Raw genomic sequence first — 22089 nt, 5'->3', positions numbered from 1 at the left:
ACAAGGTTTTTTACATGCAAAAAACAGCCACGACACTTGGTGTGATCATTGGCAATCGTGATTTCTTTCCCGATCAATTGATTACCGAAGCACGAGCCGACCTCAATACGCTGTTTGAGAAATACAATATCCAGCCGATCTGGGTCTCGCCAGAAGAAACCAAACTTGGTGGTGTGGAAACTCACGCCGAGGCACGACTTTGTGCGGAACTTTTTCGTCGTCATCGTGACGACATCCAAGGAGTGCTGGTCTGTCTGCCGAACTTCGGTGATGAGAAGGGGGTGGCAGATGTCTTGAAGATGGCCAAACTCGATGTGCCCGTCCTGGTACAGGCCTATCCTGACGACCTAGGGCAACTGGGAGTCGAACGTCGACGAGATGCTTTCTGTGGCAAGATTTCTGTTTGCAATAACCTCGTGCAGGCTGGAATCAACTTTTCCCTTACGAAAAAACATGTCACTCACCCTTCGGCGGAAGACTTCAAACAAGACCTCGCCCGCTTTGTCGGAGCATGTCGAGTCGTAAACGGCATGCGGGGAGTGCGTCTCGGAGCTGTGGGCGCTAGGCCCGGTGCCTTCAATACAGTCCGCTATAGCGAAAAAATACTGGAGCGACATGGCATCAGTGTCACCACGGTCGATCTCTCGGAAATCATCGCTCAAGTGGACCAAATCAAAGACGCCGAAGATTCGGTCCATTCTAAACTGGACGCCATCAAATCGTATGCCCCTGCTCCAGGAGTGCCAGGCGAGAAACTGCTTCAGATGGCAAAGCTAGGTGTTGTGCTAGAACGTTGGATGCAGGACAACGCCATCGACGCTACCGCGATCCAATGCTGGACCTCGGTGCAACAGAATCTCGGCTGCAACGTCTGCACGTTGATGAGCATGATGAGCGAAAACTTTCTTCCGAGTGCTTGTGAAGTCGACGTACTCGGAGTGCTCACGATGTACGCCATGCAACTGGCTGCCAATTCTCCTGCGGCGATCGTGGACTGGAACAACAATTACGGCGAAGACGAAGACAAATGCACCCTCTTTCACTGTGGGAACTGGGCTAAGAGTTTCCTGCCAGATATCACCATCGCCAACGCTCCCATTTTGGGAAGTACGCTGGGAGTTGAAAACACTTATGGCGCACTAGAGGGCCGTACGCCAGCAGGGCCCCTCACATACGGGCGGCTTTCCACAGCCGACTGCGAAGGACGCATTCGTGCCTATGTTGGTGAGGGTGAACTTACCAACGACGAGCTAGATACTTTTGGCACGCGTGCCGTGGCCCATGTGCCTCGGTTACAGCAGTTGCTGCAATATGTCTGCCGCGAAGGGTTCGAGCACCACGTCGTGATGACCGGCTCGCATTCCGGCAGCATCCTAAAAGAAGCGTTCGAGAATTACCTCGGCTGGGAAACCTACGAGCATCGCAGCAAAGTGCATTGCTAGGCGAATAGAGAAAACTTTAACATAGCATTTCGGCAGAAAATGACCGACCACGAATTACAACTCAAGTCGAATCAGTACCGGCAGAAACTCCTGCGCTACATCACCGAGGCGGGAGCAGGCCACACGGGGGGGAGCCTTTCGTGCGTCGATATTCTCAACGTACTTTACAATCGGGTGATGAACGTTTCACCCGAAAACTTTAATCGACCTGATCGCGATCGCTATATCCAGAGTAAAGGTCATTCGGTCGAAGCGCTCTACGTCGTCTTGGCAGACAAAGGGTTTTATCCGGAATCAGAACTTGAAACCCTTTGCCGCTATCAGTCGCCATTCGTGGGCCATCCAACTCGCAAAGTTCCCGGCATCGAAATGAATACCGGCGCCCTTGGGCATGGTCTGCCGATTTGCGTGGGACTGGCGATCGCCGCCAAACTGGACGGAGCACAGCATCGCATCTTCACGCTGCTAGGGGACGGCGAATTGGCCGAAGGTTCCAACTGGGAAGCCGCCATGAGTGCTGCCCACTACGGCCTCGACAATCTCACTGCAATCCTCGATCACAACACGCTTCAAATCACGGGCCATACCCGAGACGTATGCAGCAATGAACCGGTCGATGAAAAATTCGCCAGCTTCGGCTGGCATGTCGTCACTGTAGATGGCCATGACTTCGCAGCCCTCACCGAAGTCCTCACTGCTAAACCTGTGGAAGGGAAACCGACCATCGTGATCGCCAACACCACCAAAGGGAGAGGCGTTAGCTTCATGGAGAATGTTGTGAGTTGGCACCACGGTGTCCCCTCCCCTGAGCAATATGAAACTGCCCAGGCCGAATTAGTCCAAGCTGAGAACGAACTGAGTGAAATTCGATGAGTGCTCCCGCTCCTTCGCTGTTTTCTCCCGAAGCCCAGGCCATGATTGCGCAACTTGGGCTGGTGAGAGGCCGCGCCAATCTAGAAGAGTTTGCCGCGACGCTCCAGGAGCTTGCCGAGCAAGACCACCAGATCATTGCCGTCACGAGTGACTCCCGGGGATCTGGAAAACTGGGGCCATTCGGTAAGGCTCTGCCGAAGCAAATCGTTGAAGTTGGCATTGCTGAGCAGAATCTAGTCGGGATCACTGCTGGCTTGGCTGCTGGAGGAAAGCAATCCTTCGGCGTCTCGCCTGCCTGCTTCTTGACTGCCCGCGCGCTGGAGCAGATCAAGAACGATGTCTGCTACTCCGATGTCCCGGCCACATTGGTGGGCATCAGCGCAGGGGTAAGCTATGGTGCCCTGGGGAGCACGCACCACTCGCTGCACGATCTGGCCGCCCTACGAGCAATCTCCAATATCACCATCCTGGTTCCCGCCGATAATTTTGAAACTCGCGCAGCGATCCAAGCTGCCGCTGCCTCTCCCCATCCGGTCTACGTCCGCTTTGGTAAAGCAGCCATGATCGACCTGCAAGAACCCGAGGCAAGATTTGAAGTTGGTAAGGCCATCACCCTGCGAGAAGGCACGGATGTGGCCTTCATCGCCACCGGCGAGACGGTGATCCACTGCTTGCTTGCTGCAGAGAAACTGGCCCAGGATGGCATTCAAGCGAGAGTTGTGAGCATGCATACCATCAAGCCCCTCGACGAAAAAGCAATTCTTGAAGCAGGCCGCGAATGTCGGGCCGTTGTCACTGCGGAAGAACACTCCATTCACGGGGGCTTGGGCGAAGCATGTGCCGGCGTCTTGATGCAGGCTGGTGTGGCAGTGCCGCTGCGGATTGTCGGTATTCCCGATGAAGACACCGTGACCGGCAGCCAGGCCGATATCTTCCGCCACTATGGCATCTCGATGGAAGGGCTCTCTCAGACGGCCCTCGAGCTGCTAGAAAAATCGGAATCGCTCGCATGAGTCTGATCCTCGCACTCGATCAGAGCACGTCCGCGACCAAGGCAATCCTGTTCGACGAATCAGGCTGCCTGATCGACAAGGCCTCCGCCGATCATCGCCAGATCTATCCCCAAGCTGGCTGGGTCGAACACGACCCCGAGGAGATTTGGAGCAACGTGCGTGCCGTCGTTGCCAAACTCGCGGAGCGGAACAGCAAGATTCGCGATCAGATTATTGGCCTCAGCATTGCCAATCAGAGAGAGACGTTTGTTGTCTTCGATCGGCAAACAGGAAAAGCCCTCCACAACGCCATCGTCTGGCAGTGCCGACGCGGCGCTCCACTGTGCGAAGAACTGAGCAGTCGCGGCGGTGATAAGCTAGTTGAGGAGCGTACGGGTCTCAAGCTGGATACCTATTTTCCTGCCTCGAAAATCGCTTGGCTGATGCGCGAGAACCCGCTAATCGCTGCCAAACTCCAATCCGGCGAAGCGGTCATCGGCACGATCGATGCTTTTCTTGTTCACCGCCTGACCCACGGCGAAGTATTCGCCACCGATTACACCAATGCCAGCCGCACGCTGCTTTTTGATGTTCACAAACTTCAATGGGACAACGAACTGTGCTCGTTGTTTGAGATTCCGAAGAATGCTCTGCCCGAGGTACGTGAATGCAACGCCCTGTTTGGTGAAACAGACGTAGCTCGCGTTCTTCCCGCGAAAGTCCCGATCTGCGGCGTGATGGGAGACTCCCAGGCATCGCTCTTTGCACAGCAGTGTTACCAGCCAGGGAGGGGAAAAGCCACGTTTGGCACTGGCACGTCCGTGATGGTGAACGTGGGCCAAAAGTCTGAGCTTTCTCCACAGGGTGCCGTGTTGGCTTTGGCATGGATGATTGACGGTCAGCCCACCTATGCCTTGGAAGGACTCATCAACTACTCTTCTGCAACGATCGCCTGGCTCAAGGATCAACTGGGACTGATTGAAGTCGCATCCGAGAGCGAGGCACTGGCAAGAGAAGTCAAAGACAACGGCGGGGTCTACCTGGTCCCCGCCTTTGCCGGGCTCAGCGCACCGCATTGGAACTCAGACGCCCGCGCAGCAATCCTGGGCATGAGTGGCCATACGACCAAGGCCCACATCGTGCGAGCAGCACTCGAGTCCATCGCCTATCAAATCCGCGACGTCCTGGACATGATCCGAGCTGAATCTGGAATCACCCCCCAGTTGATGCAGGCCGACGGCGGACCCACTCGAAATGATTTCCTCATGCAGTTTACTGCCGACATCACTCAGCTTACTTGGAACGTCTCAAGCGTAGCCGAGTCCTCCGCTTTTGGCGCCGCGATGGCCGGTTTGCTGGGGTTGGGAACGATATCAACGCTAGAAGAACTAGAGAGACTTCCTCGCGAAGACAAGCAATACGCTCCTCAATTGTCTTCTGAGAAAGCAGCCGAACTTCACAACGAGTGGCAAGCAGCCGTCCGCCGGGTGCTGTAATCTGGACCAGGACTTGCCAAGCAGAAGAAACCTTCGGACGCACAGTTTCGACTGATCTTACGTGCGTAGAAGGTTCGGCGTTTCGCTCCGAACGCACGAAGCCAATTGCGTTTCTTGCGTTGGTCATTTCGGCCGATTCAGATTAAGCACATATATTATTACCAGCGGATGTCTCGACATGAGCATACGAGAGTCGGAATAACACGATGGTACTTTCCGCCACACTGCGTCATCAAGATGAAGACAGAAAGAGCTACATTGGAGTGCCCCCTGTTAACGCAAGAGGGGACATCTCGTGCGTCGAACAGAAAATGCTAACTCGCAGAGGTGCAATTAATCGCCTACAGGTGGACGAGACTTTACGCTGCTGAAGTTTATCCAATTCTGTCAATCCGAATTCTGACCAAATACGCTCGGTCGAAGTGACCTCAGCACTTTAGCGACGGCGGTGAACTGCCACAAAGATTGCCACAAGAGCGAGGGCCATACCCCTCGGCTCGGGGACAGTATTAGCTGCAGCCGTGGTGGCACTAGCGCCGTAGTTCGCTTCCCAATCACTTAACGATCCAATGCTTGGATCTCTCTGCCAAATTAGAAAATCGAGCCCGTCTACCACGCCATCCCCGGAAAAGTCGCCCGATACGCCTGAATCCAACGACACCAGGAATAGCGCTTGCGACTCGTCGGCAAACTCCGCCCAGAAGTAAGATTCGTCCGCCTCGTTGAGCGTATTGCGCCAGCCGGCGTCGCCACCGTTGAGGCGGACCTCGTTGAATACCGAAAGCTCGGTGATAGTCTTATGAACGCCGGGCGTGACCTCGATGGAGTCGCCCGTCGCAACGAGCAATTCCACGGGGGCGCCGTTGACCGAGGCGAACAGCCCATCCACATATGACGCGCCCGCCCGTAGCTCGCCGACGAAAATCACCGAGCCGCGGTCATTCATGGCGGGAGGGCTAGTCGCGCGGCGGAAAACCATCGCGCCGTTGTCGAAGGCATCGCCCTCCTGAACGAGCAGCTCGATTTCTCCGCCAACGACGCGAATCACCGCGAGATCGTTCTCGGACGTGACGTCGCCGTACCCTTCGGCTAGTAGTCCGGCGAACGCCACATCACCCGAGCGGTTCGCGGTGATGTACCCCAGCAGCCCCCCAGAGTCGGCGCCTAGGTCGAGTTTCACTCCGTGCTGCGGAATGAGATCACCTGTCTCAGCGACAACGGTCGTGGAAACCCCGTCGCCGATCAAGATCGACACGCCGGGGTCGCTGATGTAGTTTGCCGCCACCACCACACGACCGTCCGGGAGCATCGCGTTCGGGTGGGCGAACTGGACGACTCGGCCATCGGAGGTCGGATTGTCGCGAGTCGCAATCGCGACATACCCGGAACCCGCAGTACGGTAGACGCCGGTGGCGCCGGGGTCGTCGACGCCGGTCCAGAAGGCGACCTCTCCCTGAGAGTTGATCAGGGGGTTCGACGCGCTGAAAAATCCGTTGAACCTCCCTCCCGTCGGTGTGGTTAGACCACGGGGCGCGGCGATTGTCAGCCCGTTCTCGTCGCCACGGTAGATGCGGTTGCTGATGCTGTTGCTGCGGAGGGCGATGATCCCAGCGTCACTCAGCTGCGGCCATGAGCCGTAGTATTCCGCGGGACCGGTCACGCCGCTGACCATCTCGCCTTCGCGGACCACCTCATGAAGCGCTTGGGCCTTCTGAAGGTAGATGCCCGAGTCGGCCGGCGTGTCGGTCAGCTGGGCGCTGAAGGCGATGTCACCCAAAGCATTCTGCATCGGCCGCAAGAATTGCCGGAACTTGCCGTCTCCCTCTGGAACGGCGTCGCCCGTGCGGACAATAGTCGCCAACGCGTCGTCGTCCCAGCGGAAGATGGCCTGCTCTACGTCAAGCTCCGTCTGCAGCTCGGCGTGGAACATCATCTGCCCGGGTCCGCCGATGTCCATCATGCGAAACCGTGACAACGTCGCATCAACCTCAGGGTAGTAGACCCCGGTCGCCGCAATTGTCTGCAACCGGACATCCATCGCGTCGGCGCACGAAGAAGTCAGGAGCGTTAAGACCAGCGCAACAACCGTCCGCAGGGACATAGGATAGGAATCCGTCTTAGGGCTTGAGGCTTGCCTACGCGACTCACCGACATTCTATTCTTGGCTGGCAGGCACCGCAAAGCAACCACCCCCTATGGCGGGGGCTAGGCCGGCCGATTTCGACTATCTTCAGCGGTGAGACTAAAGGGAAAGGCATCTTTCGGAAAGCATTTTTAAGGAAACATTGTCGTAAACCTTTTCCTGAAAGAAGTGTCTGGTAAATCCCACGCACCCTGGCATTAGGCTTGGGACGAACTTGCCTATCCTTTATCGCCCTGAGTTAACTCCATTCCTCGTCCCAAGGCTCCACTTTGTAACGCACTATGTTTGAAGCTCCCCCTCATTTTCCCGTGAAGAACAGGCGGAGCCTGGAATGCATTGCGTCACGAGGCGGAGCCTCGGGACGAGTTGATAATAAGCTTTCACACGTGGCCCAAAAAAAGTTGTGGAAAATCTCCCCCGCATCCTGATAATGGAGCACGCTAAATGTCCTGAGAACGCACCAGCACCCGCAAAGTCTCACGGGTTTGCTTGCGCTAGGTCTGCGCGCCGCTTGACATTGGCAATTTTGACGAGCAAGCAGCGACCTATATAAAGGAATTGTTTTTCAAAAACTCCACAAAACCGAGAAGGAGACGTTTTCGCAAGTTTCTACTCTGCAACGCTTTGTGGCAATTCGTGACCGGCAGAATGAATTATTTATTTTTTGGATTTTGTGATTTCCAAGAAACGGAGCAAGACAACACCACCCTTTTGGTGCGCAGGTGTGAGATAGAATCAACCAGTTTGCACAACCCACGCCACCAAGAATGCCCCATGACCAACAGCTAATAACTAATAGCTAATAGCTATCTAAGTTCTTTGACAATCGAGCTATTACGAATACTTTCTTCCGAAGGAGCGTCGGGGAATGTAAGTCCCCTGCAGGTACTCCGTTTTGGATAGCCGCCGGCAGGGAGTTGTTACTCCCCGCTCGCTTTCGGAGGCGCGAAGCACCTGTAGTGGTGTCCATCAGAGAAGGGAGTTTTGTTTGCAATACTATTGGCAAATGTCGCTAGAACCCGGGAAAAACATGGTTTGTCGCCAGAGTTTTGTTTTTTGTTTCGTGGTTTTCAATAATCTGAAAGGGTCTCAACTCTTGTCGCGCTTGCACAGAAGCAAGCAGAGATGGTCGGCCTTGCGCAGTTTTAAATTGTTGAGTAGCGACACTTTCACTCAACCACCGTTGCGCAAGATTAGCACCCAATCCGTCTCGCGATCCGGCGGAGTGATTTTGACAGCCTTGGTGCCTATGCGACGTTCGTCCGGGTCTTCAGAGGAGAGTTCCTTCGCGGTTGCCTTCAAGGTTGGAAAAGGACGCTGTTCGCCGGTCTTGGCATCAACCCAAACATTGTCCCCATAGTTGCCCTCAGTGACATGCAGCCAAAATGGTTCACCAGCACAAGAAAACACGAGATATTGCTTACCAGTTTCCGCCAAACACCAGACCCTGAATGGATCATGATGAGTCAACAGATGATCCTGGGGACTCATACGGAAAAAGGCAACTTCATCGGCCATGACTTTGCTGAGAATATCAATATATTTCGCAGACACGGTAAAAGGATTGTCCTCTCCGTGGAAAGGAATGCCCTCGGGACCGCGAACAGCAAGCTCATATTCCTTGGCATGGCCATTCCAGCAGAAGGATGACCCTGCGGTGGCACATCCCCAGGCGGCTTGGCGCAGGTCGTCCTGCGTCGCTCCGGTTCGTTCATGCCAGTAGCGGCGCCAAAGGGCATTGCCCTCGGACATGAACACGGGCTTTCCAGGGACGTAGCCCACCAGGCAGGCTTGATGGTGCGTCCAAGGTGTTTTGCGATAGAGTCGATCGAGTGGCTTTTCGGGAGCGGCAATGAAATGGTTTTCAATCGCCGCGAACGTGTACTCGGGACGTTCGTATTCATTGTCACGCGGGTGCTCATCTTGATAGGTGCGCAAGTGATTGAATACGTCGTACTTTTCCAAAAGGCGTGCAAGCCCCAGTTCATGGCTTTCGCGATGCCCTGGATCTTCCCAAACAAAATTCCAGCCCGCGACATTCGCGAAGGGGGCAACCCGGGCTACCACATAGCGGACATAGAAATCCTTTTCCTCTTCACTGAGCTTTTCCCAACTCGCTCCTTCATTCTTACGACCTTCAAAGCCGAGAAACATATGCACGCCAACATTTCGCTCGTTGAGCCACCCAAGGTGGCGCTCCATCATTTTCCACACATCAAGTCGCATCGTGCTAGACGCCCTGCCCTCTTCGTAGAGCGCCAAGTCTTCGGTCGAGGGCGCTGGACCATCGAGATAGTACTGGCCAAAGCAACAGAGCGAGAGCAGCCAATTCACTTGCAAATGGTTGTAGCCACGATCAAGCATGGGCTGATAAACATTGGCGGTAATCCACTCGAAAGGCTGAGCGATCGAGCCATGCCCCGTTTCGTAGTAGGATTTGATCCAAACCGGCTCGGTGCCGTTGTACGCAAACCATTGGGGATTCTCTTTGTAGGGTCGCAGAATGCCCTTGCCTGCTCCTTCAGCGACACAGGTAAATGTTCCCGAACCGCCGGAGGTGCCGTCGCTCCAGGACCAACTGTATTGCCACTCGCCCAACTCGTCAGGCAAGAAGCGAAGTTTCCATACATTGCCAGTTTTGGCATCGCCGCCCCCTTCGCCATCGCCGTCGAAGAAGCCCGCAAACTCCACCTCGCGCGAGGAAGGGGCGGTGTACTTGCAACGAAGTTCCGCGTCGTTGAATTTGTTCTCGTAGGCTTTGTCGTTTTCAATCGAAGTTTCAAATATTCGATAAAGTCCTACCTCATCTGTTGCAGCAACAGTACTCAATGCACTAAAACTGAGGAGCATTGCTGCGGCAAGAAACAAGAAGTGGTGACAGGCTTTTCTAGGATAAGACATCACATTGCTCGCTGGGGTTTTCCCTAACAATACGCCAAACGCTGGTAAGTATCAATCAACAATCTGTGCTTAGTTTCCATGGTTGCGAACTTCCGGAAGTTCGGTTCGTTAATAGAGAGTGTGTAGATGGACTCCACCAATTCGCAAACGCTAATCGAGCGACTCGACGCCCTTTATGAGTACGACCGTGAACCGGTCAAAGAGGACAAGCTTTATGGCTGGAGTACCTTCATCGCGATGTTTGCCAGTGAGCATATCGCCGGAACCGAATTTGTGCTGGGAACGCTCTTAGTTCTGCATGGAGTGACCGCTTACGACGTGTTCGTGGGACTCGCCTTGGGCAATGTGCTGGCGGTACTAAGCTGGGCTCTGATGTGTGCTCCGATCGCCGTAAAAGAACGACTCACGGTCTATTGGCAGATCCGCAAGATCGCCGGACCTTATCTGACGGTCCTTTATTCAGGCTTGTTTGCGTTAATCCTGTGCCTGCTGGCTGGCTCAATGGTCAATGTTTCGACTACCGCAGTTTCGTTGACGCTAGGCATTTCAAGTCCCAATTTCGCCGCAGGTGACACCTTCCCAAGTCTGCCATGGATAATGGTCGCGATAGGCGTCGGAACCGTCATCGCCGTGTTGGCAGTCTTGGGATTCGAGCGACTGACCCACTTTGCCAAGGTTGTTGCGCCCTGGATGCCTTTTGTGTTCCTGGCAGGCGCGATCGCATCCCTTCCTTCACTTGGTGTGTCGAATCTGAGTCAGTTTTGGGATGTGGCCAACGAAAAGATTTGGACCGGTGTCGCACATGAAGGACATATGCAATACGGATTCTGGTCGTGTGTCGGTCTGGCATGGCTTTGCAATATCACCCAGCATATGGGGATGGGAGACGTTACGATCTTTCGCTATGCCAAGAAATGGCAGATGGGCTTTTGTTCGGCATTCGGCATGTTCTTGGGTCATTACATGGCCTGGATTTGTTCAGGCGTTCTGTGTGCGGCTTTTGTGCAATCAGAACTAGCCGCCGGTATAAACGATCCCAATCCGACACCGGCGAATATCGCCATGCTTGGTGCCGGCTACGCTGGGATTGTTTGTGTACTGCTGGCCGGGTGGACCACAGCCAATCCCACGCTCTATCGAGCAGGTCTCGCGTTTCAGGTAGCAACCCCTAACTGGCGACGGTGGGTCGTCACGCTGATAGCAGGTGTGGTGATGATCATCACTGCTTGTATCCCTGCGGTGCTCCACTATCTCGATCGCATCGTGGCCTACTACGGTCTGTTCTTCATGCCATTGGGGGCGTTTATCTTCATCGACTTTTGGCTCTTTCCCCGCCTGGGTCTTGTGCGCAACTATGCCGAGCGAGAGGGGCTATTGGCTAGCTGGCCCGCTGCGGTGGGTTGGTTTGGATCCTTTGCAATTTGCTTTATGCTTTACGCCAAAGACAATTACGAAAGTTTTGCCTGGATCAACGATCGCCTGCCAGCGACGTTGGCAAAATACCATGCCGATTTGTTCTCGCAGGTCCTTCCTGCGTGGGTGATTGCTGTAACTCTCTATACGGTTTGTAGCATGGTACAGCAGCGAACTTCCGGTGTTGATTTTTCCCAGGAGGTGCCCCAATGAGTAACAATGCCCAACGCATAATAAAGTTGATTTCCTATAGCGGATTAGCCCTCTCTTTTCTTCCTGCGGTGTTTGTGTTTCATGGCAGTCTCTCTAAGGATACCTATTTTCAACTTATTCTTGTTGGCATGCTGATGTGGTTCAGCACTGCCATTCTGTGGATTAAGCCCGACAATCTCGGCGAATGACAACGACTGCAAGTTCTGCCATGGATGATACTACGAGAATCGAACATCTTCGCTGCGAGTATTTGAAGAATCCTTTGGGGATTGACGAACTCCGCCCTCGATTAAGTTGGATCATGCAAAGCGGTCGACGTGGAGCGCGCCAAACCGCCTGGAGAGTTCAAGTTGCCAGTGCTTTGGATAAGTTGACTGCCGGGCAAGCTGGCTTGTGGGACAGCGGTCGAATTGAAAGCAATCAGTCTTGCCAAATTGAATATGAGGGAGCACCCCTTCAATCGCGAATGGTGTGCCACTGGCAAGTAACTACATGGGACGAGCGAAACGACAGCACGACAAGCCAACCCGCTCTCTGGACAATGGGGCTCTTGGATTCCAGCGACTGGCAAGCACGTTGGATCACGCACGATCCTGAAATAATTCAGCGTGATCCCGAGGCGATGCTTGGAACGGAAACCCAGCCTGGCACACCGGCAATCTTCCGTAAGACGGTTGACGTGCCATCGTCGATTCTTCGCGCTACATTATATGCCACGGCGCGCGGCATACTCGATCTGAGCCTCAACGGTGCCAGTGTCACTCACGATCGCTTCCTACCCGAGTGGACCGACTACAACAAACGCCTGCAGTACCGCACATTTGATGTCACTAGCCTGATCAGGCCGGGTACGAATGCTATGGGCGCTACCTTGGGCGATGGCTGGTGGAGCGGATACATCGGTTGGCAGGAAACTCGCGGCCAATATGGCACCTTAGAAAACAGTCTTCTGTTGCAACTTGAAGTTGAACTCGAGAATGGTCACACTTTGACCTTCGGCAGCGATGGCACATGGAAGTGCAACTCAGGGCCGATACTTTTTAGTGATTTCATGATGGGAGAATCTTACGATGCCCGTCGAGAGCAAGAGGGTTGGGATAGGTCAGACTTTGACGATGCCATCTGGTTGCCAGCGCTGGAAGCAGATCCTCCGACGATACATATTCCCAAGTTTGGATTTTCGAACAATGTGCAGGCAGAGACATCTGAGCCATTGCCGCTAGTTGCTCAGCGTAACGAACCGGTGCGTGTAGTCGAACGGCTCACCCCCATATCAGTCGAGCAGGTCGAGCCAAATACGTTCATCTACGATCTCGGCCAGAACATTGCCGGCTGGGTCGATATCTCGGTATCGGGTACAGAGGGCACACGTGTTCAGCTTCGATACGGTGAGCGATTGAACCCGGATGGAACGCTCTATACTGAGAACTTGCGTCGAGCCAAGGCAACCGATGTTTATGTTCTCAAGGGCGAAGCGGAAGAGAACTGGCAGCCGCGATTCACTTTCCATGGGTTTCAGTACTTAGAAATTTCTGGCCTTAGCTCACCCCTTCCGCTTGAGTGCGTTCGTGGTTGCGTTGTCATGTCTTCCATGGAGTCCGCAGGGGAATTCGAATGCTCCCACCCCCTCGTGAATCGACTTTGGAAGAATGCCCTATGGGGTCAAAAAGGTAACTTTCTCAGCGTTCCCACAGATTGTCCTCAGCGCGACGAACGCCTGGGTTGGATGGGGGATGCCCAGGTCTTTCTGCGGACCGCTGCCTACAACATGGATGTCGCCGCGTTCTTCACGAAATGGATGACAGATGTTATCGATTCGCAGGACTCCGACGGTATCTTCCCGGATGTAGCACCTCGGCTGCGTGAAGGAGACAACTTCGTAGGGCTCGATGGCTTGGGCGGTGGCGCGGGGTGGGCTGATGCAGGGATCATCATTCCTTGGACCCTTTGGCGTGTCTACGGAGACCGGCGAATCGTCGAGCGTCATTGGGACGCGATGGTAAGCTGGCTCGACTGGCTCGAAAAAACCAATCCCCAGGGAATTCGCTGCAACCACCTTGGCAACAACTACGGGGATTGGCTCTGTATTCCATCGGACACCAGCTTCCGTACGCAATCAGAAATGAAGACCTTGCTCGCCACCTCCTTCTGGGCCGATGGTGCCGCCAAAATGGCTCAATTGGCACGGATGCTCGGCAGAACAGAGGAGGTCGAGCGTTTTGAAGCGATGCACGAAATAGTTCGCAAGGCGTTTCAAGACAAATGGCTCGAGGACGATGGTCGTCTTGCGGTCGATACCCAGACGGCTTATCTGTTAGCTTTGGAATTCAATCTAATTCCCGAAAACTTGCTAGAAAGAGCAGCAGCTCATCTAGTTGAAAATATTGACCAGCTAGATTGCCATCTGAGTACCGGCTTTATTGGAATACGATTTCTGAATCCTGTTCTGACGAACCTGGGATATTCCGACGTGGCTTATCGTCTACTGTGCAATGAAGATTACCCTTCCTGGCTCTACCCTGTGCTCCATGGTGCGACAACCATTTGGGAACGTTGGAACGGATGGACAGAAGAAGATGGATTCTTTGATCCACAGATGAACTCATTCAACCACTATTCGCTCGGCAGCGTTGGTGAATGGCTCTATCGTCACGTTGCAGGAATCGAATTGGATCCCGATGGCGTGGGCTTCCAACAAATTCTGATCAAGCCACATCTGGGGGGCAACCTTCAGTACGCCAAAGCAAGCTATAATTCCATCCATGGAACCATCCATAGTCACTGGGAGCGACAAGGAGCAAAGTTAGAACTGTGCGTAACGATTCCAGCAAACACAAAGGCTCACGTTTTCCTGCCTTGTGAAGCCAATACCATTACGCTGGAAAACGGCGCGTCCATTGATGCATGTCCTCACTTGCGCTATTCTCATCGTGAAGGAGAATTCACCGTCATCGTAGCGGACTCTGGAACTTATCATATTACCGGGCAATGCCCCAACACTTGACGCGAAATCATTCCGAAAGACAAAGGTGAAGTAGAATATGAGATACTATCCACTTGCGATTGCCACATATTTCTTGCTAGCAGCCATCAGTTGTCTGCTTAACCCTCAAACTACATTTGGACAGGAATTGCCTTCCGCTTTCAATGGCAATGATCTCTCCGGTTGGCAAGTGCCCGAGGACAACATCTGGTGGAAAGTCGATGGGGGAGTCCTGACGGCTGAGAACGATCTAAAACGAGTCGGCTCAACATTATGGACCCAGCAAGAATACACCAACTTCATTTTTGAGTGTGAGTTCAAGTTCGGTAGTGGGACAGTCGATTCTGGAGTTTTCCTGCGAAATTCAAATGAGCAGATTCAAATCGGCATATCAGGTTCGCTGAAGCGCGATCTGACTGCTTCTCCTTATATCGCTGGAAAGGGATATCCAGTGGAGGCTGAGGGAATTGAAGGTTTATTGAAAACCGATGACTGGAATACGTTAACGATTGTCGCGATGGGAGAAAACTACACCGTTTGGCTCAATCATAGAAGCGTAATGACTTACGATTCTGAAACCGCTATCAAAACAGGCCCCGTGGGACTGCAATTGCATCCTGGCAATGAGATGTCGATCAGCTTTCGAAAGATACGGATCGCGAACCTTGAGTGAGGACCTGTCGTACCAGTGACGGGCTACTTGCCGGGTTTTTCGGGTTTGTTTGTACGCGCCAAAAGTCGATCCTTGAACTCTTTGAGTTCTTCCTGATGGATCGGCTCGGCGTTGATGTTCACCGTCCCTCCCCCAACGATGGGAAGTTCTTCCACTCCACTGCGGCTCAGTGTTGAAAGCATCCGAGTTGCCTCAAATCCATACTTATAGGGATCCTGGGCGATGGTTGCGAAGATGTTCCCCTCTTCAATGCCTTCCAACGTTGCAGGTTCGGCATCGAAGGTTACCACTTTGATCTTCCCGAGCTTATCTTCTTCTTTGAGGACATCCATAATGATCGCACCATGTTGCGAGTTCATGCCAACGATGCATGACAACTCTGGATGCGATTTAAGAGTAACTAGAATATTTTGCTTGCTGATGCTTGCGTCTCCGTTATCGATCAGAAATCCAACGATGTTGTACTTTGGGGCAGCTTGTTTTTCTTCTGCTTTTTCCTCTTCTTCCTCTTCTTCCTCTTCTTCCTCATCTTCCTCTGCTGCTACTGGTGGTTTGTTAAGAGTCTCTTCAAAGCCGATTTTTCGATCGATCATATTCTCTTTGGTCAAATTCGCCATCAGCACGAGCACATCACCACCATCCGGCAAGGCTTCAGCTACCAACCGGGCACAGATTCCTCCCGCCCCAAAATTGCTGGTTCCCACATGGCCGCGGCGCAATGAATGTGGAGCGTCGGAGTCAAAGGTTACCACGTTCGTTTGTTGTTGAATGCGGTTGATCATATTCGTTTGCCCTTCGGCATCCAACGGGCTTAATGCAACACCATCCAGTTCTTCCAGGTTGAGTCGCGTTAGGATGGCCATTTGCTGATCAAGGCTTTCGTCATCCTTTGGTAATTCAATGTCGACATCGCATTGCAAGGATTCTGCAGCAGCTCGCGCTCCCTCGGCGGTAAGCTGCCAATAGGGCCCAGAACCACCCGTAACAAAAGCCAACTTGGGAGTCGTGGGTACAGGTTTTTCCTTAAACACCTGCTGGCGATACCACATTGCCATTCCAATGGCACCTACTGCAACGGCAAGAAAAAAGAGATTCGAACGAGACATTTTTAACACCCTTTATGATACTTTTGGGAAAAGAGAGAATCTTCTAAGAGATTTGTGATAAGTTTGGCCTCCTAGGCAATCAATTTGTTAACCACATAGGCCTGTTCCACGCCTGTGAGCCTCTGATCAAGACCTTGAAACTTGTATGTCAACCGAGAATGATCGAATCCAAGCAGCTTCAGGATCGTGGCATGCAGGTCTCGAACATGTACCGGATCACCAACTACATTGAATCCTAAATTATCAGTCTCGCCAAGCGTTAGCCCAGCATTTGTTCCTCCTCCTGCTAGCCACATCGTAAATGCATTGGGGTGGTGATCTCGACCATCATTGCTGTCCCCTTCGACCATTGGAGTACGGCCAAATTCTCCTCCCCAAACTACTAAAGTGTCTTCCAAGAGCCCTCGTTGCTTCAGATCTGTAATCAAAGCTGCAGCGGCTTGGTCGGTATCCACACAGTTCTGTTTGATGTCTTTTACCAATTCACCATGTTGGTCCCACGCCTCATGGAATATCTCTACAAAGCGTACACCGTTTTCCACCAGCCTACGAGCCAATAGGCAAGAATTTGCAAAAGAGCGAACGCCCGGTTCAGCGCCATAGAGGTCTAGAATATGCTGAGGTTCCTGAGTCAAATCAGTCACATCAGGCGCGGTAGCCTGCATTTGGTAGGCCATTTCGAACGAACGAATTCTTGCCTCAATTTGCGGATCACCAAATTCATCGAAATGCTGCTGATTAAGAGCATTAATTGCGTCCAAAGATTCACGCTGAAGTTCTCGGTCTATGCCGGGTGGGTTGGATAGGTAGAGTACAGGGTCGCCAACCGTTCTAAACGGAGCTCCCTGATAGACCGGCGGAAGATAACCGCTTCCCCAATTGGCACTACCCGCGCTAGGCCCCTTTTTTCCGGTATTAAAGACGACGAAGCCAGGAAGATTATTACATTCACTTCCCAATCCATAGAGCGACCAGGCACCCAAGCTTGGTTTGCCAAACTGCTGAGACCCCGTACTCATTTGCAACTGCCCCGGCGCATGGTTAAACGCATCGGTGGTCATTGACTTTATGATCGTGAGGTCATCAGCGACGCCAGCCAAGTGGGGCAGTAACTCAGAGATTTCTGCTCCACACTCACCATGTCTTCCGAACTTGAATTTTGGCCCCATCAGTTTGGAATTGGGTTTGATAAAAGCAGCTCGATATCCTTCCAACAACTCGGGTGGCGGGAGAGTGCCATCAAACTTCACCAAATCAGGTTTATAGTCAAAGAGTTCCAGGTGGCTGGGCGCACCAGCCATAAATAGGAAAATGATATTCTTGGCTTTAGGGCTGAAGTGTGGTTGCTTGGGAGCGATCGGGTCGCTACTAGCTTGAGCCGTGGGAATTCCAGCTAGCTGACTAAGAGCAATAGCCCCCAGGCCAACTCCACAATCTCTGAGAAACCATCGACGAGCTAGCTTCTCGGGAGCGATATGTCGATTTAAGTGTGATTGACAGTTCATAGTTTCATCGCCCTTTTGGGGGTTGAACTTGTCTTTAGCATATCAGATTCGAGCTCAGTGGGGAAATTGGTCAGCCGGCTACTCATTGGTGACCGTTTCGTCCAGATTCAGCAGAACTCGGGCAACCGCAATCCAGGGAAGTTCTTTTGGCTGGAGTTCTGATCGTCGCGAATTACTCGGCACTCCAAATTCGGTGGCAACGAGATGATTGTTTCCCGAATTGGTATTAGAGAAACGCAAAGTTTGACGATCAAGGAAGTCCAGCAAGACCGCCAATTCCTCATCTGAGGGCGAACGAGTCAAGCATCGGCGGAAAGCATAAGTCAGACGCTCCTTATCAGAGTTCGATTCCAATGACAGGGTTTTCTCCGCCAGTCCGCGAGCACATTCGAGAAACAAAGGCTCGTTCAATGTAGTCAAAGCTTGAAGTGGGGTGTTAGAACGTGACCTGCGCACGCAGGAAACGTTGCCACTAGGAGCGTCAAACGTTTCCATCACTGGGTGGGGAACAGACCGAAATCTGAAGACATACAACGAGCGCCGGAATTGCTGGTTCCCAGCGGTGAAGGGCCATGATTTCGGCTCATAGCTGGCGGGAGGTACAAACAAGAAATCAGGTGCCGGTGGGAAAACACTTGGTCCACCTATTGTTCGATTCAGTAATCCGCTGGCAGTCAACGCAACATCACGCACTAACTCCGCATCGAGTCGATTACGAGGGCCACGTGCAAGGAGTCTGTTCGATGGATCAATCTCTAGTAGTTGGTCAGTTACAATTGATTGTTGGCGATAGGTTGAAGAAGTCACGATCAGTCGGTGAATATGCTTTTGACTCCAATTGTTGTCCATCAATTCTACTGCTAGCCAATCTAGTAGAGCAGGATGAGTAGGAGCATCTCCTTGAAGACCAAAGTCGCCAGAGGTTTCCACTAAACCCGAACCAAAATAAGACTGCCAGATCCGGTTTACCAATGCACGGGCAGTTGTTGGAGAGCGTCTGTCGGCCAGCCAACGCGCAAAGTCAAGGCGATTGGGTGAAGTGCTCTCGAGAGGGTGCAAAAACTCAGGGACGCCTGGTGAAACTTCTTCAGCAGGGCTTAGAAAGCTACCCCGGTCGAGACGACAAGTCTTCCGAGGCTGCTCTCGTTCATGAAGCACGAGTTGAGAAGTCCCTTGAGGATGTTGCTTCCAGAAAGCCTCTATTCTCTGGTTGGCAACTTGCCATGCAGGTATTGTAGTCCGCCAATAACTGAAAACTAACGCGACTTGAGCCGGAGTCCTTTGTCTGACAGGAATTTGCAATATTTCGCGGATTGATGGTGGAATTGGGTTGGCTCTCGGACTGCGCGCGGAACTTACTGACAGGCGAAAGCGACCAAGATTGTTTGTCCGAGCAGAAGTAATCTTCTTCCCACCGTGGGACTGGACGAGAGTAATACTAAGCTGAAGCGGTTTGCTAGATTTGATAGGTTTTTCAAGAACAAAGACCGCCTCACGTGGGACGTTACTTCGCCCAGGTCCGATATCGATTCCCCAGGCAGTAGTTTCATCTTCGTCAACTGCCAGTTCGACAGGGCCAATAAAGCGGTCCGGCTTAGATTCATCGTCGGTTGTCCTCTTCAGCACTTGCCTAGCTGGATTGACGTCCGCCGTAGCGGAAACAAACTTTAAATCGTTCTTTTTTTGAGGATTGCTGATTGGTGCAACGACTGCCTTCAACTCTGACAATGCACAGAGTCCCAGAGAGGACCGACCCGGACCACCACGTGGCAAATTTGGATCGTTGAGCAATTCAAGCCGAATGGCAGTGATATTAGGCTGCTCAGTATCCACCTTGAAAGTGGAGCTCAGCATTGGAGGTGCATATCCCTGTGCCAGAATAGACCCGTCTTCCAGGAGATAGTGCTTCTGACCTCCGCTGCCATCGATATCAGGACGAACGATCGTCCAGTTGTCCACCTGATCTACCAGCGATTTCTCCCACTGCGACATTTGCTGCTTCCAGTCGGGAGCACCTCGTTGCAAATCCCTTTCAATTTCTTCGATCTCCCGAAGAATCTGCTGCCGCTGCAATCGCTGCTCTTCGGTGTACACCGTATTCTCAGCCTCGTCACAGTTGTTGATGAATGCGAACATCCGATAGTAGTCTGTGTGCGTAATCGGATCGTACTTGTGGGTGTGGCACTGGGCACATTGCACAGTAAGACCAAGTACCGATTTGCCAATCGCATCCATCCGGTCGAACATGGCTTCCATCCGGAATTCTTCAGGATCGATGCCACCTTCACGATTCGTCATCGAATTGCGCATAAAACCCGTAGCAATCAACTCATCCTGTGTCGGATCTGTAAGTAAATCCCCTGCGATTTGCTCGACGAGGAATTCGTCGTACGGCATATCGTTGTTCAATGCGTCGATCACCCAGTTTCGATACATCCACACATTTCGCGGCAAATCCTTTTCATATCCATCAGAGTCTGCATAACGTGCCGCATCGAGCCACTCACGAGCCCACTTCTCACCAAAATGAGGCGACACCAACAGTCGATTGACCGTTTTCTCATACGCTTCATCAGCCGACAGGCTTTCAAATTCTTCGATCTCTTCAATTGTCGGCGTCAAACCAATCAAATCGAGCGACGAACGCCGCAAGAGAGCCAGCGGGGTTGCTTGAGGAGATGGTTGCAGACCATCTGATTCCAGCCGGGCCATCACAAAGGAATCAATCGGATTGCTGACCCAGTTCTCATTTCGTACGGCAGGAATCTGAGGACGGGTGGGAGCTACAAACGCCCAATGCTTTTCGTAGCGAGCCCCCTGCTCTATCCATGCCGTGATGAGGGCCTTTTGCTCGTCAGAAAGAGTTTTCCCCGAATCGATCGGGGGCATTTGTATACCCGTATCGTCGGAATAGATTCGAGAGATTAGTTCGCTCTCCTCCGGCTCACCAGCAACGATAACACCACTAGCCGCGTAGTCGTCGTCGGAGTCCCAAATGTCGAGTCGTAAATCGGCCTCACGATGTGATGGATCAGGTCCATGACAATGAAAGCAATTGTCAGAGAGAATAGGCCTGATATCTTTACTAAAGTTGACTGTTGCCTCAGCAGATTCCACTTTTTTGGCAGTGAAACAGAATAACAACATAACGACTATTACGAACCAGGAACTAAGAGTTGGAGGAAAAGCTTGGCGGCCATGAGTGGCACGACTACCTAATTCGTGTTGTCGGCAACAGTCTTTCATGATTTCAAGCTATTTGGGATTGGGGTATGCCAGCGTGAGATTGGCCTGGGATTCTTCCTAATTGGACCAAAATCTGCGAGATTCGTTCTCGCTCTTTGCTGTTTGTTGGCAATATAGGCGGAGCGGTCGTTTCAGTGCATATTTGGCAAATAGACAGTGCCATTTTGGTGCGGGCGATCGTTGCAGTAATCGATTCGGGGCCAACTTTGTAGATCTCGCCCAATTGTACTATGTACGAATTCAAAGGGGAAATATCAACTGATTCGTCGCTAACTGAGGCTTCATACAAATCGACAAATATAGAAGGCCATATGTTCGCTCCTCCAGCCACACCACCGTCACCACCCAAGGCAAGAGTCTGAGCCAACAAATGCTCAGGGCCAACCATCACGGAGAAGTCCTCACGCACCGAAGCAATTTTCAAGATCTCTTTAAAGTAGTCTAGATCTCCCGAACTGTCTTTGAGTCCAACGACCTTTTCTTGATCGAGTAAACTCCGAACGGTTTCAGGGTCGATCGATAGCCCGGTTACGGAAGGCATGTTGTAGAGCATCGTCGGTAAAGGCAACTCAGCGAGGAGCTGCCTGAAATAAGCAGTTAGCTCGACTTGACCGACGGGAAAATAGTATGGAGGGGTAACGACTACAAAGTCGCATCCTGCATCTGCAGCAAAGCGAGCCAGTGATACAGATTCAATGATCGCCGTATCAGAGATTCCGACATAGACTGGGAGCCGACCTCTAGCGATACGGCACGTGTGACGGATCATCTCACGTCTTACCTCGCAACAAAGCGAAGGACCTTCGCCAGTCGTACCCAATATGAACAGGCCGTGAACACCACCGGCTACAACATGTTCGATTAGGCATTCAAGCCCAACAAGGTCGAGTCGGCCCTTTTCTGTGAGTGGAGTGACTAGTGGAGGAACAATTCCTCGGTCGGATCGCATGGGATCTGTCTTCATAGAATCTTTAATTTGCCGAGGGTTATGTTTTCGAATCAATACTACTATTGTTTACCACAAAGTAGACAGAGTCCACCTTTCGTCCATCTCTGCTGCCGGGTTGTTGTAGTACTTTCTGACAAGCAAGATCTATAAGTCT

Annotated in this window: 14 protein-coding genes; 8 read left to right on the top strand and 6 right to left on the bottom strand. The window is 52.4% G+C overall.

Annotated features, from left to right (window positions below):
• The first annotated feature begins 14 nt into the window (after nucleotides 1–14).
• The 4 genes from Pr1d_RS14735 to Pr1d_RS14720 are packed head-to-tail and all read left to right on the top strand — an operon-like array spanning nucleotide 15 to nucleotide 4803.
• A complete protein-coding gene (locus tag Pr1d_RS14735; RefSeq protein ID WP_148074237.1) occupies nucleotides 15–1442 on the top strand; it encodes an L-fucose/L-arabinose isomerase family protein in 1428 nt (475 codons plus the stop codon).
• A gap of 39 nt (nucleotides 1443–1481) precedes the next feature.
• Nucleotides 1482–2315: a transketolase gene (locus tag Pr1d_RS14730; RefSeq protein ID WP_148074236.1), complete on the top strand. Its 834-nt coding sequence runs from the start codon at nucleotides 1482–1484 to the stop codon at nucleotides 2313–2315.
• Nucleotides 2312–3328, top strand: a complete 1017-nt coding sequence (locus Pr1d_RS14725; protein WP_210417717.1) for a transketolase family protein — start codon at nucleotides 2312–2314, stop codon at nucleotides 3326–3328. Before Pr1d_RS14730 ends, Pr1d_RS14725 begins: the two co-directional genes overlap by 4 nt.
• On the top strand, nucleotides 3325–4803 hold the full coding sequence (locus Pr1d_RS14720; protein ID WP_148074235.1) for an FGGY-family carbohydrate kinase: 1479 nt from the start codon (nucleotides 3325–3327) through the stop codon (nucleotides 4801–4803). Before Pr1d_RS14725 ends, Pr1d_RS14720 begins: the two co-directional genes overlap by 4 nt.
• Nucleotides 4804–5239: 436 nt before the next feature.
• Here the strand turns inward: Pr1d_RS14720 and Pr1d_RS14715 are convergent, their stop codons facing one another.
• Together Pr1d_RS14715 and Pr1d_RS14710 are read right to left on the bottom strand one after the other, a co-directional pair.
• Nucleotides 5240–6904 carry a DUF7453 family protein gene (locus tag Pr1d_RS14715; protein WP_148074234.1) on the bottom strand — a complete coding sequence of 555 codons (1665 nt, stop codon included), beginning with the start codon at nucleotides 6902–6904 and terminating at the stop codon, nucleotides 5240–5242.
• 1215 nt (nucleotides 6905–8119) lie between these two features.
• Entirely contained in the window at nucleotides 8120–9847 is a 1728-nt protein-coding gene (locus tag Pr1d_RS14710; protein ID WP_148074233.1) for a DUF5060 domain-containing protein, read from the bottom strand.
• A gap of 126 nt (nucleotides 9848–9973) precedes the next feature.
• On the opposite strand from Pr1d_RS14710, the gene Pr1d_RS14705 reads away from it, so the two are divergent.
• The 4 genes from Pr1d_RS14705 to Pr1d_RS14690 are packed head-to-tail and all read left to right on the top strand — an operon-like array spanning nucleotide 9974 to nucleotide 15129.
• A complete protein-coding gene (locus tag Pr1d_RS14705; protein ID WP_148074232.1) occupies nucleotides 9974–11473 on the top strand; it encodes a purine-cytosine permease family protein in 1500 nt (499 codons plus the stop codon).
• Nucleotides 11470–11661, top strand: a complete 192-nt coding sequence (locus tag Pr1d_RS14700; RefSeq protein WP_148074231.1) for a hypothetical protein — start codon at nucleotides 11470–11472, stop codon at nucleotides 11659–11661. The genes Pr1d_RS14705 and Pr1d_RS14700 overlap by 4 nt, the downstream gene beginning before the upstream one ends.
• The gene (locus Pr1d_RS14695) at nucleotides 11658–14477 is read left to right on the top strand and encodes an alpha-L-rhamnosidase (RefSeq protein WP_148074230.1); all 2820 of its coding nucleotides are present in this window, start codon (nucleotides 11658–11660) and stop codon (nucleotides 14475–14477) included. Before Pr1d_RS14700 ends, Pr1d_RS14695 begins: the two co-directional genes overlap by 4 nt.
• A gap of 37 nt (nucleotides 14478–14514) precedes the next feature.
• Complete coding sequence (locus Pr1d_RS14690; RefSeq protein WP_148074229.1) at nucleotides 14515–15129, top strand: 3-keto-disaccharide hydrolase; 615 nt, start codon at nucleotides 14515–14517, stop codon at nucleotides 15127–15129.
• Between the two features lie 23 nt (nucleotides 15130–15152).
• On the opposite strand, the gene Pr1d_RS14685 is transcribed toward Pr1d_RS14690, so the two are convergent.
• The 4 genes from Pr1d_RS14685 to Pr1d_RS14670 form a co-directional block, all read right to left on the bottom strand.
• Nucleotides 15153–16235 (bottom strand): substrate-binding domain-containing protein, encoded by a 1083-nt coding sequence (locus Pr1d_RS14685; RefSeq protein ID WP_148074228.1) that lies wholly within the window; start codon nucleotides 16233–16235, stop codon nucleotides 15153–15155.
• 71 nt (nucleotides 16236–16306) lie between these two features.
• Nucleotides 16307–17740 carry a DUF1501 domain-containing protein gene (locus Pr1d_RS14680; protein WP_148074227.1) on the bottom strand — a complete coding sequence of 478 codons (1434 nt, stop codon included), beginning with the start codon at nucleotides 17738–17740 and terminating at the stop codon, nucleotides 16307–16309.
• A gap of 78 nt (nucleotides 17741–17818) precedes the next feature.
• Nucleotides 17819–20986, bottom strand: coding sequence for a PSD1 and planctomycete cytochrome C domain-containing protein (locus Pr1d_RS14675; protein WP_238476508.1), 3168 nt, complete (start codon nucleotides 20984–20986; stop codon nucleotides 17819–17821).
• Nucleotides 20987–20990: 4 nt separating this feature from the next.
• A complete protein-coding gene (locus Pr1d_RS14670; RefSeq protein WP_148074226.1) occupies nucleotides 20991–21935 on the bottom strand; it encodes a dihydrodipicolinate synthase family protein in 945 nt (314 codons plus the stop codon).
• Nucleotides 21936–22089: the final 154 nt, after the last annotated feature.

The sequence above is a fragment of the Bythopirellula goksoeyrii genome (assembly GCF_008065115.1).
GTDB lineage: Bacteria > Planctomycetota > Planctomycetia > Pirellulales > Lacipirellulaceae > Bythopirellula > Bythopirellula goksoeyrii.
Note: the sequence above shows the minus strand (reverse complement) of the source record. Positions and strands in the feature narration are given on the sequence as shown.

Excerpts from the sequence above, each read along its gene's own strand:
- Pr1d_RS14695 (WP_148074230.1), top strand. The coding sequence starts at position 11,658 with ATGACAACGACTGCAAGTTCTGCCATGGATGATACTACGAGAATCGAA.
- Pr1d_RS14680 (WP_148074227.1), bottom strand. The coding sequence starts at position 17,740 with ATGAACTGTCAATCACACTTAAATCGACATATCGCTCCCGAGAAGCTA.
- Pr1d_RS14725 (WP_210417717.1), top strand. The coding sequence starts at position 2,312 with ATGAGTGCTCCCGCTCCTTCGCTGTTTTCTCCCGAAGCCCAGGCCATG.
- Pr1d_RS14730 (WP_148074236.1), top strand. The coding sequence starts at position 1,482 with ATGACCGACCACGAATTACAACTCAAGTCGAATCAGTACCGGCAGAAA.
- Pr1d_RS14710 (WP_148074233.1), bottom strand. The coding sequence starts at position 9,847 with ATGTCTTATCCTAGAAAAGCCTGTCACCACTTCTTGTTTCTTGCCGCA.
- Pr1d_RS14705 (WP_148074232.1), top strand. The coding sequence starts at position 9,974 with ATGGACTCCACCAATTCGCAAACGCTAATCGAGCGACTCGACGCCCTT.
- Pr1d_RS14675 (WP_238476508.1), bottom strand. The coding sequence starts at position 20,986 with ATGAAAGACTGTTGCCGACAACACGAATTAGGTAGTCGTGCCACTCAT.
- Pr1d_RS14715 (WP_148074234.1), bottom strand. The coding sequence starts at position 6,904 with ATGTCCCTGCGGACGGTTGTTGCGCTGGTCTTAACGCTCCTGACTTCT.
- Pr1d_RS14720 (WP_148074235.1), top strand. The coding sequence starts at position 3,325 with ATGAGTCTGATCCTCGCACTCGATCAGAGCACGTCCGCGACCAAGGCA.
- Pr1d_RS14700 (WP_148074231.1), top strand. The coding sequence starts at position 11,470 with ATGAGTAACAATGCCCAACGCATAATAAAGTTGATTTCCTATAGCGGA.
- Pr1d_RS14690 (WP_148074229.1), top strand. The coding sequence starts at position 14,515 with ATGAGATACTATCCACTTGCGATTGCCACATATTTCTTGCTAGCAGCC.
- Pr1d_RS14735 (WP_148074237.1), top strand. The coding sequence starts at position 15 with ATGCAAAAAACAGCCACGACACTTGGTGTGATCATTGGCAATCGTGAT.
- Pr1d_RS14685 (WP_148074228.1), bottom strand. The coding sequence starts at position 16,235 with ATGTCTCGTTCGAATCTCTTTTTTCTTGCCGTTGCAGTAGGTGCCATT.
- Pr1d_RS14670 (WP_148074226.1), bottom strand. The coding sequence starts at position 21,935 with ATGCGATCCGACCGAGGAATTGTTCCTCCACTAGTCACTCCACTCACA.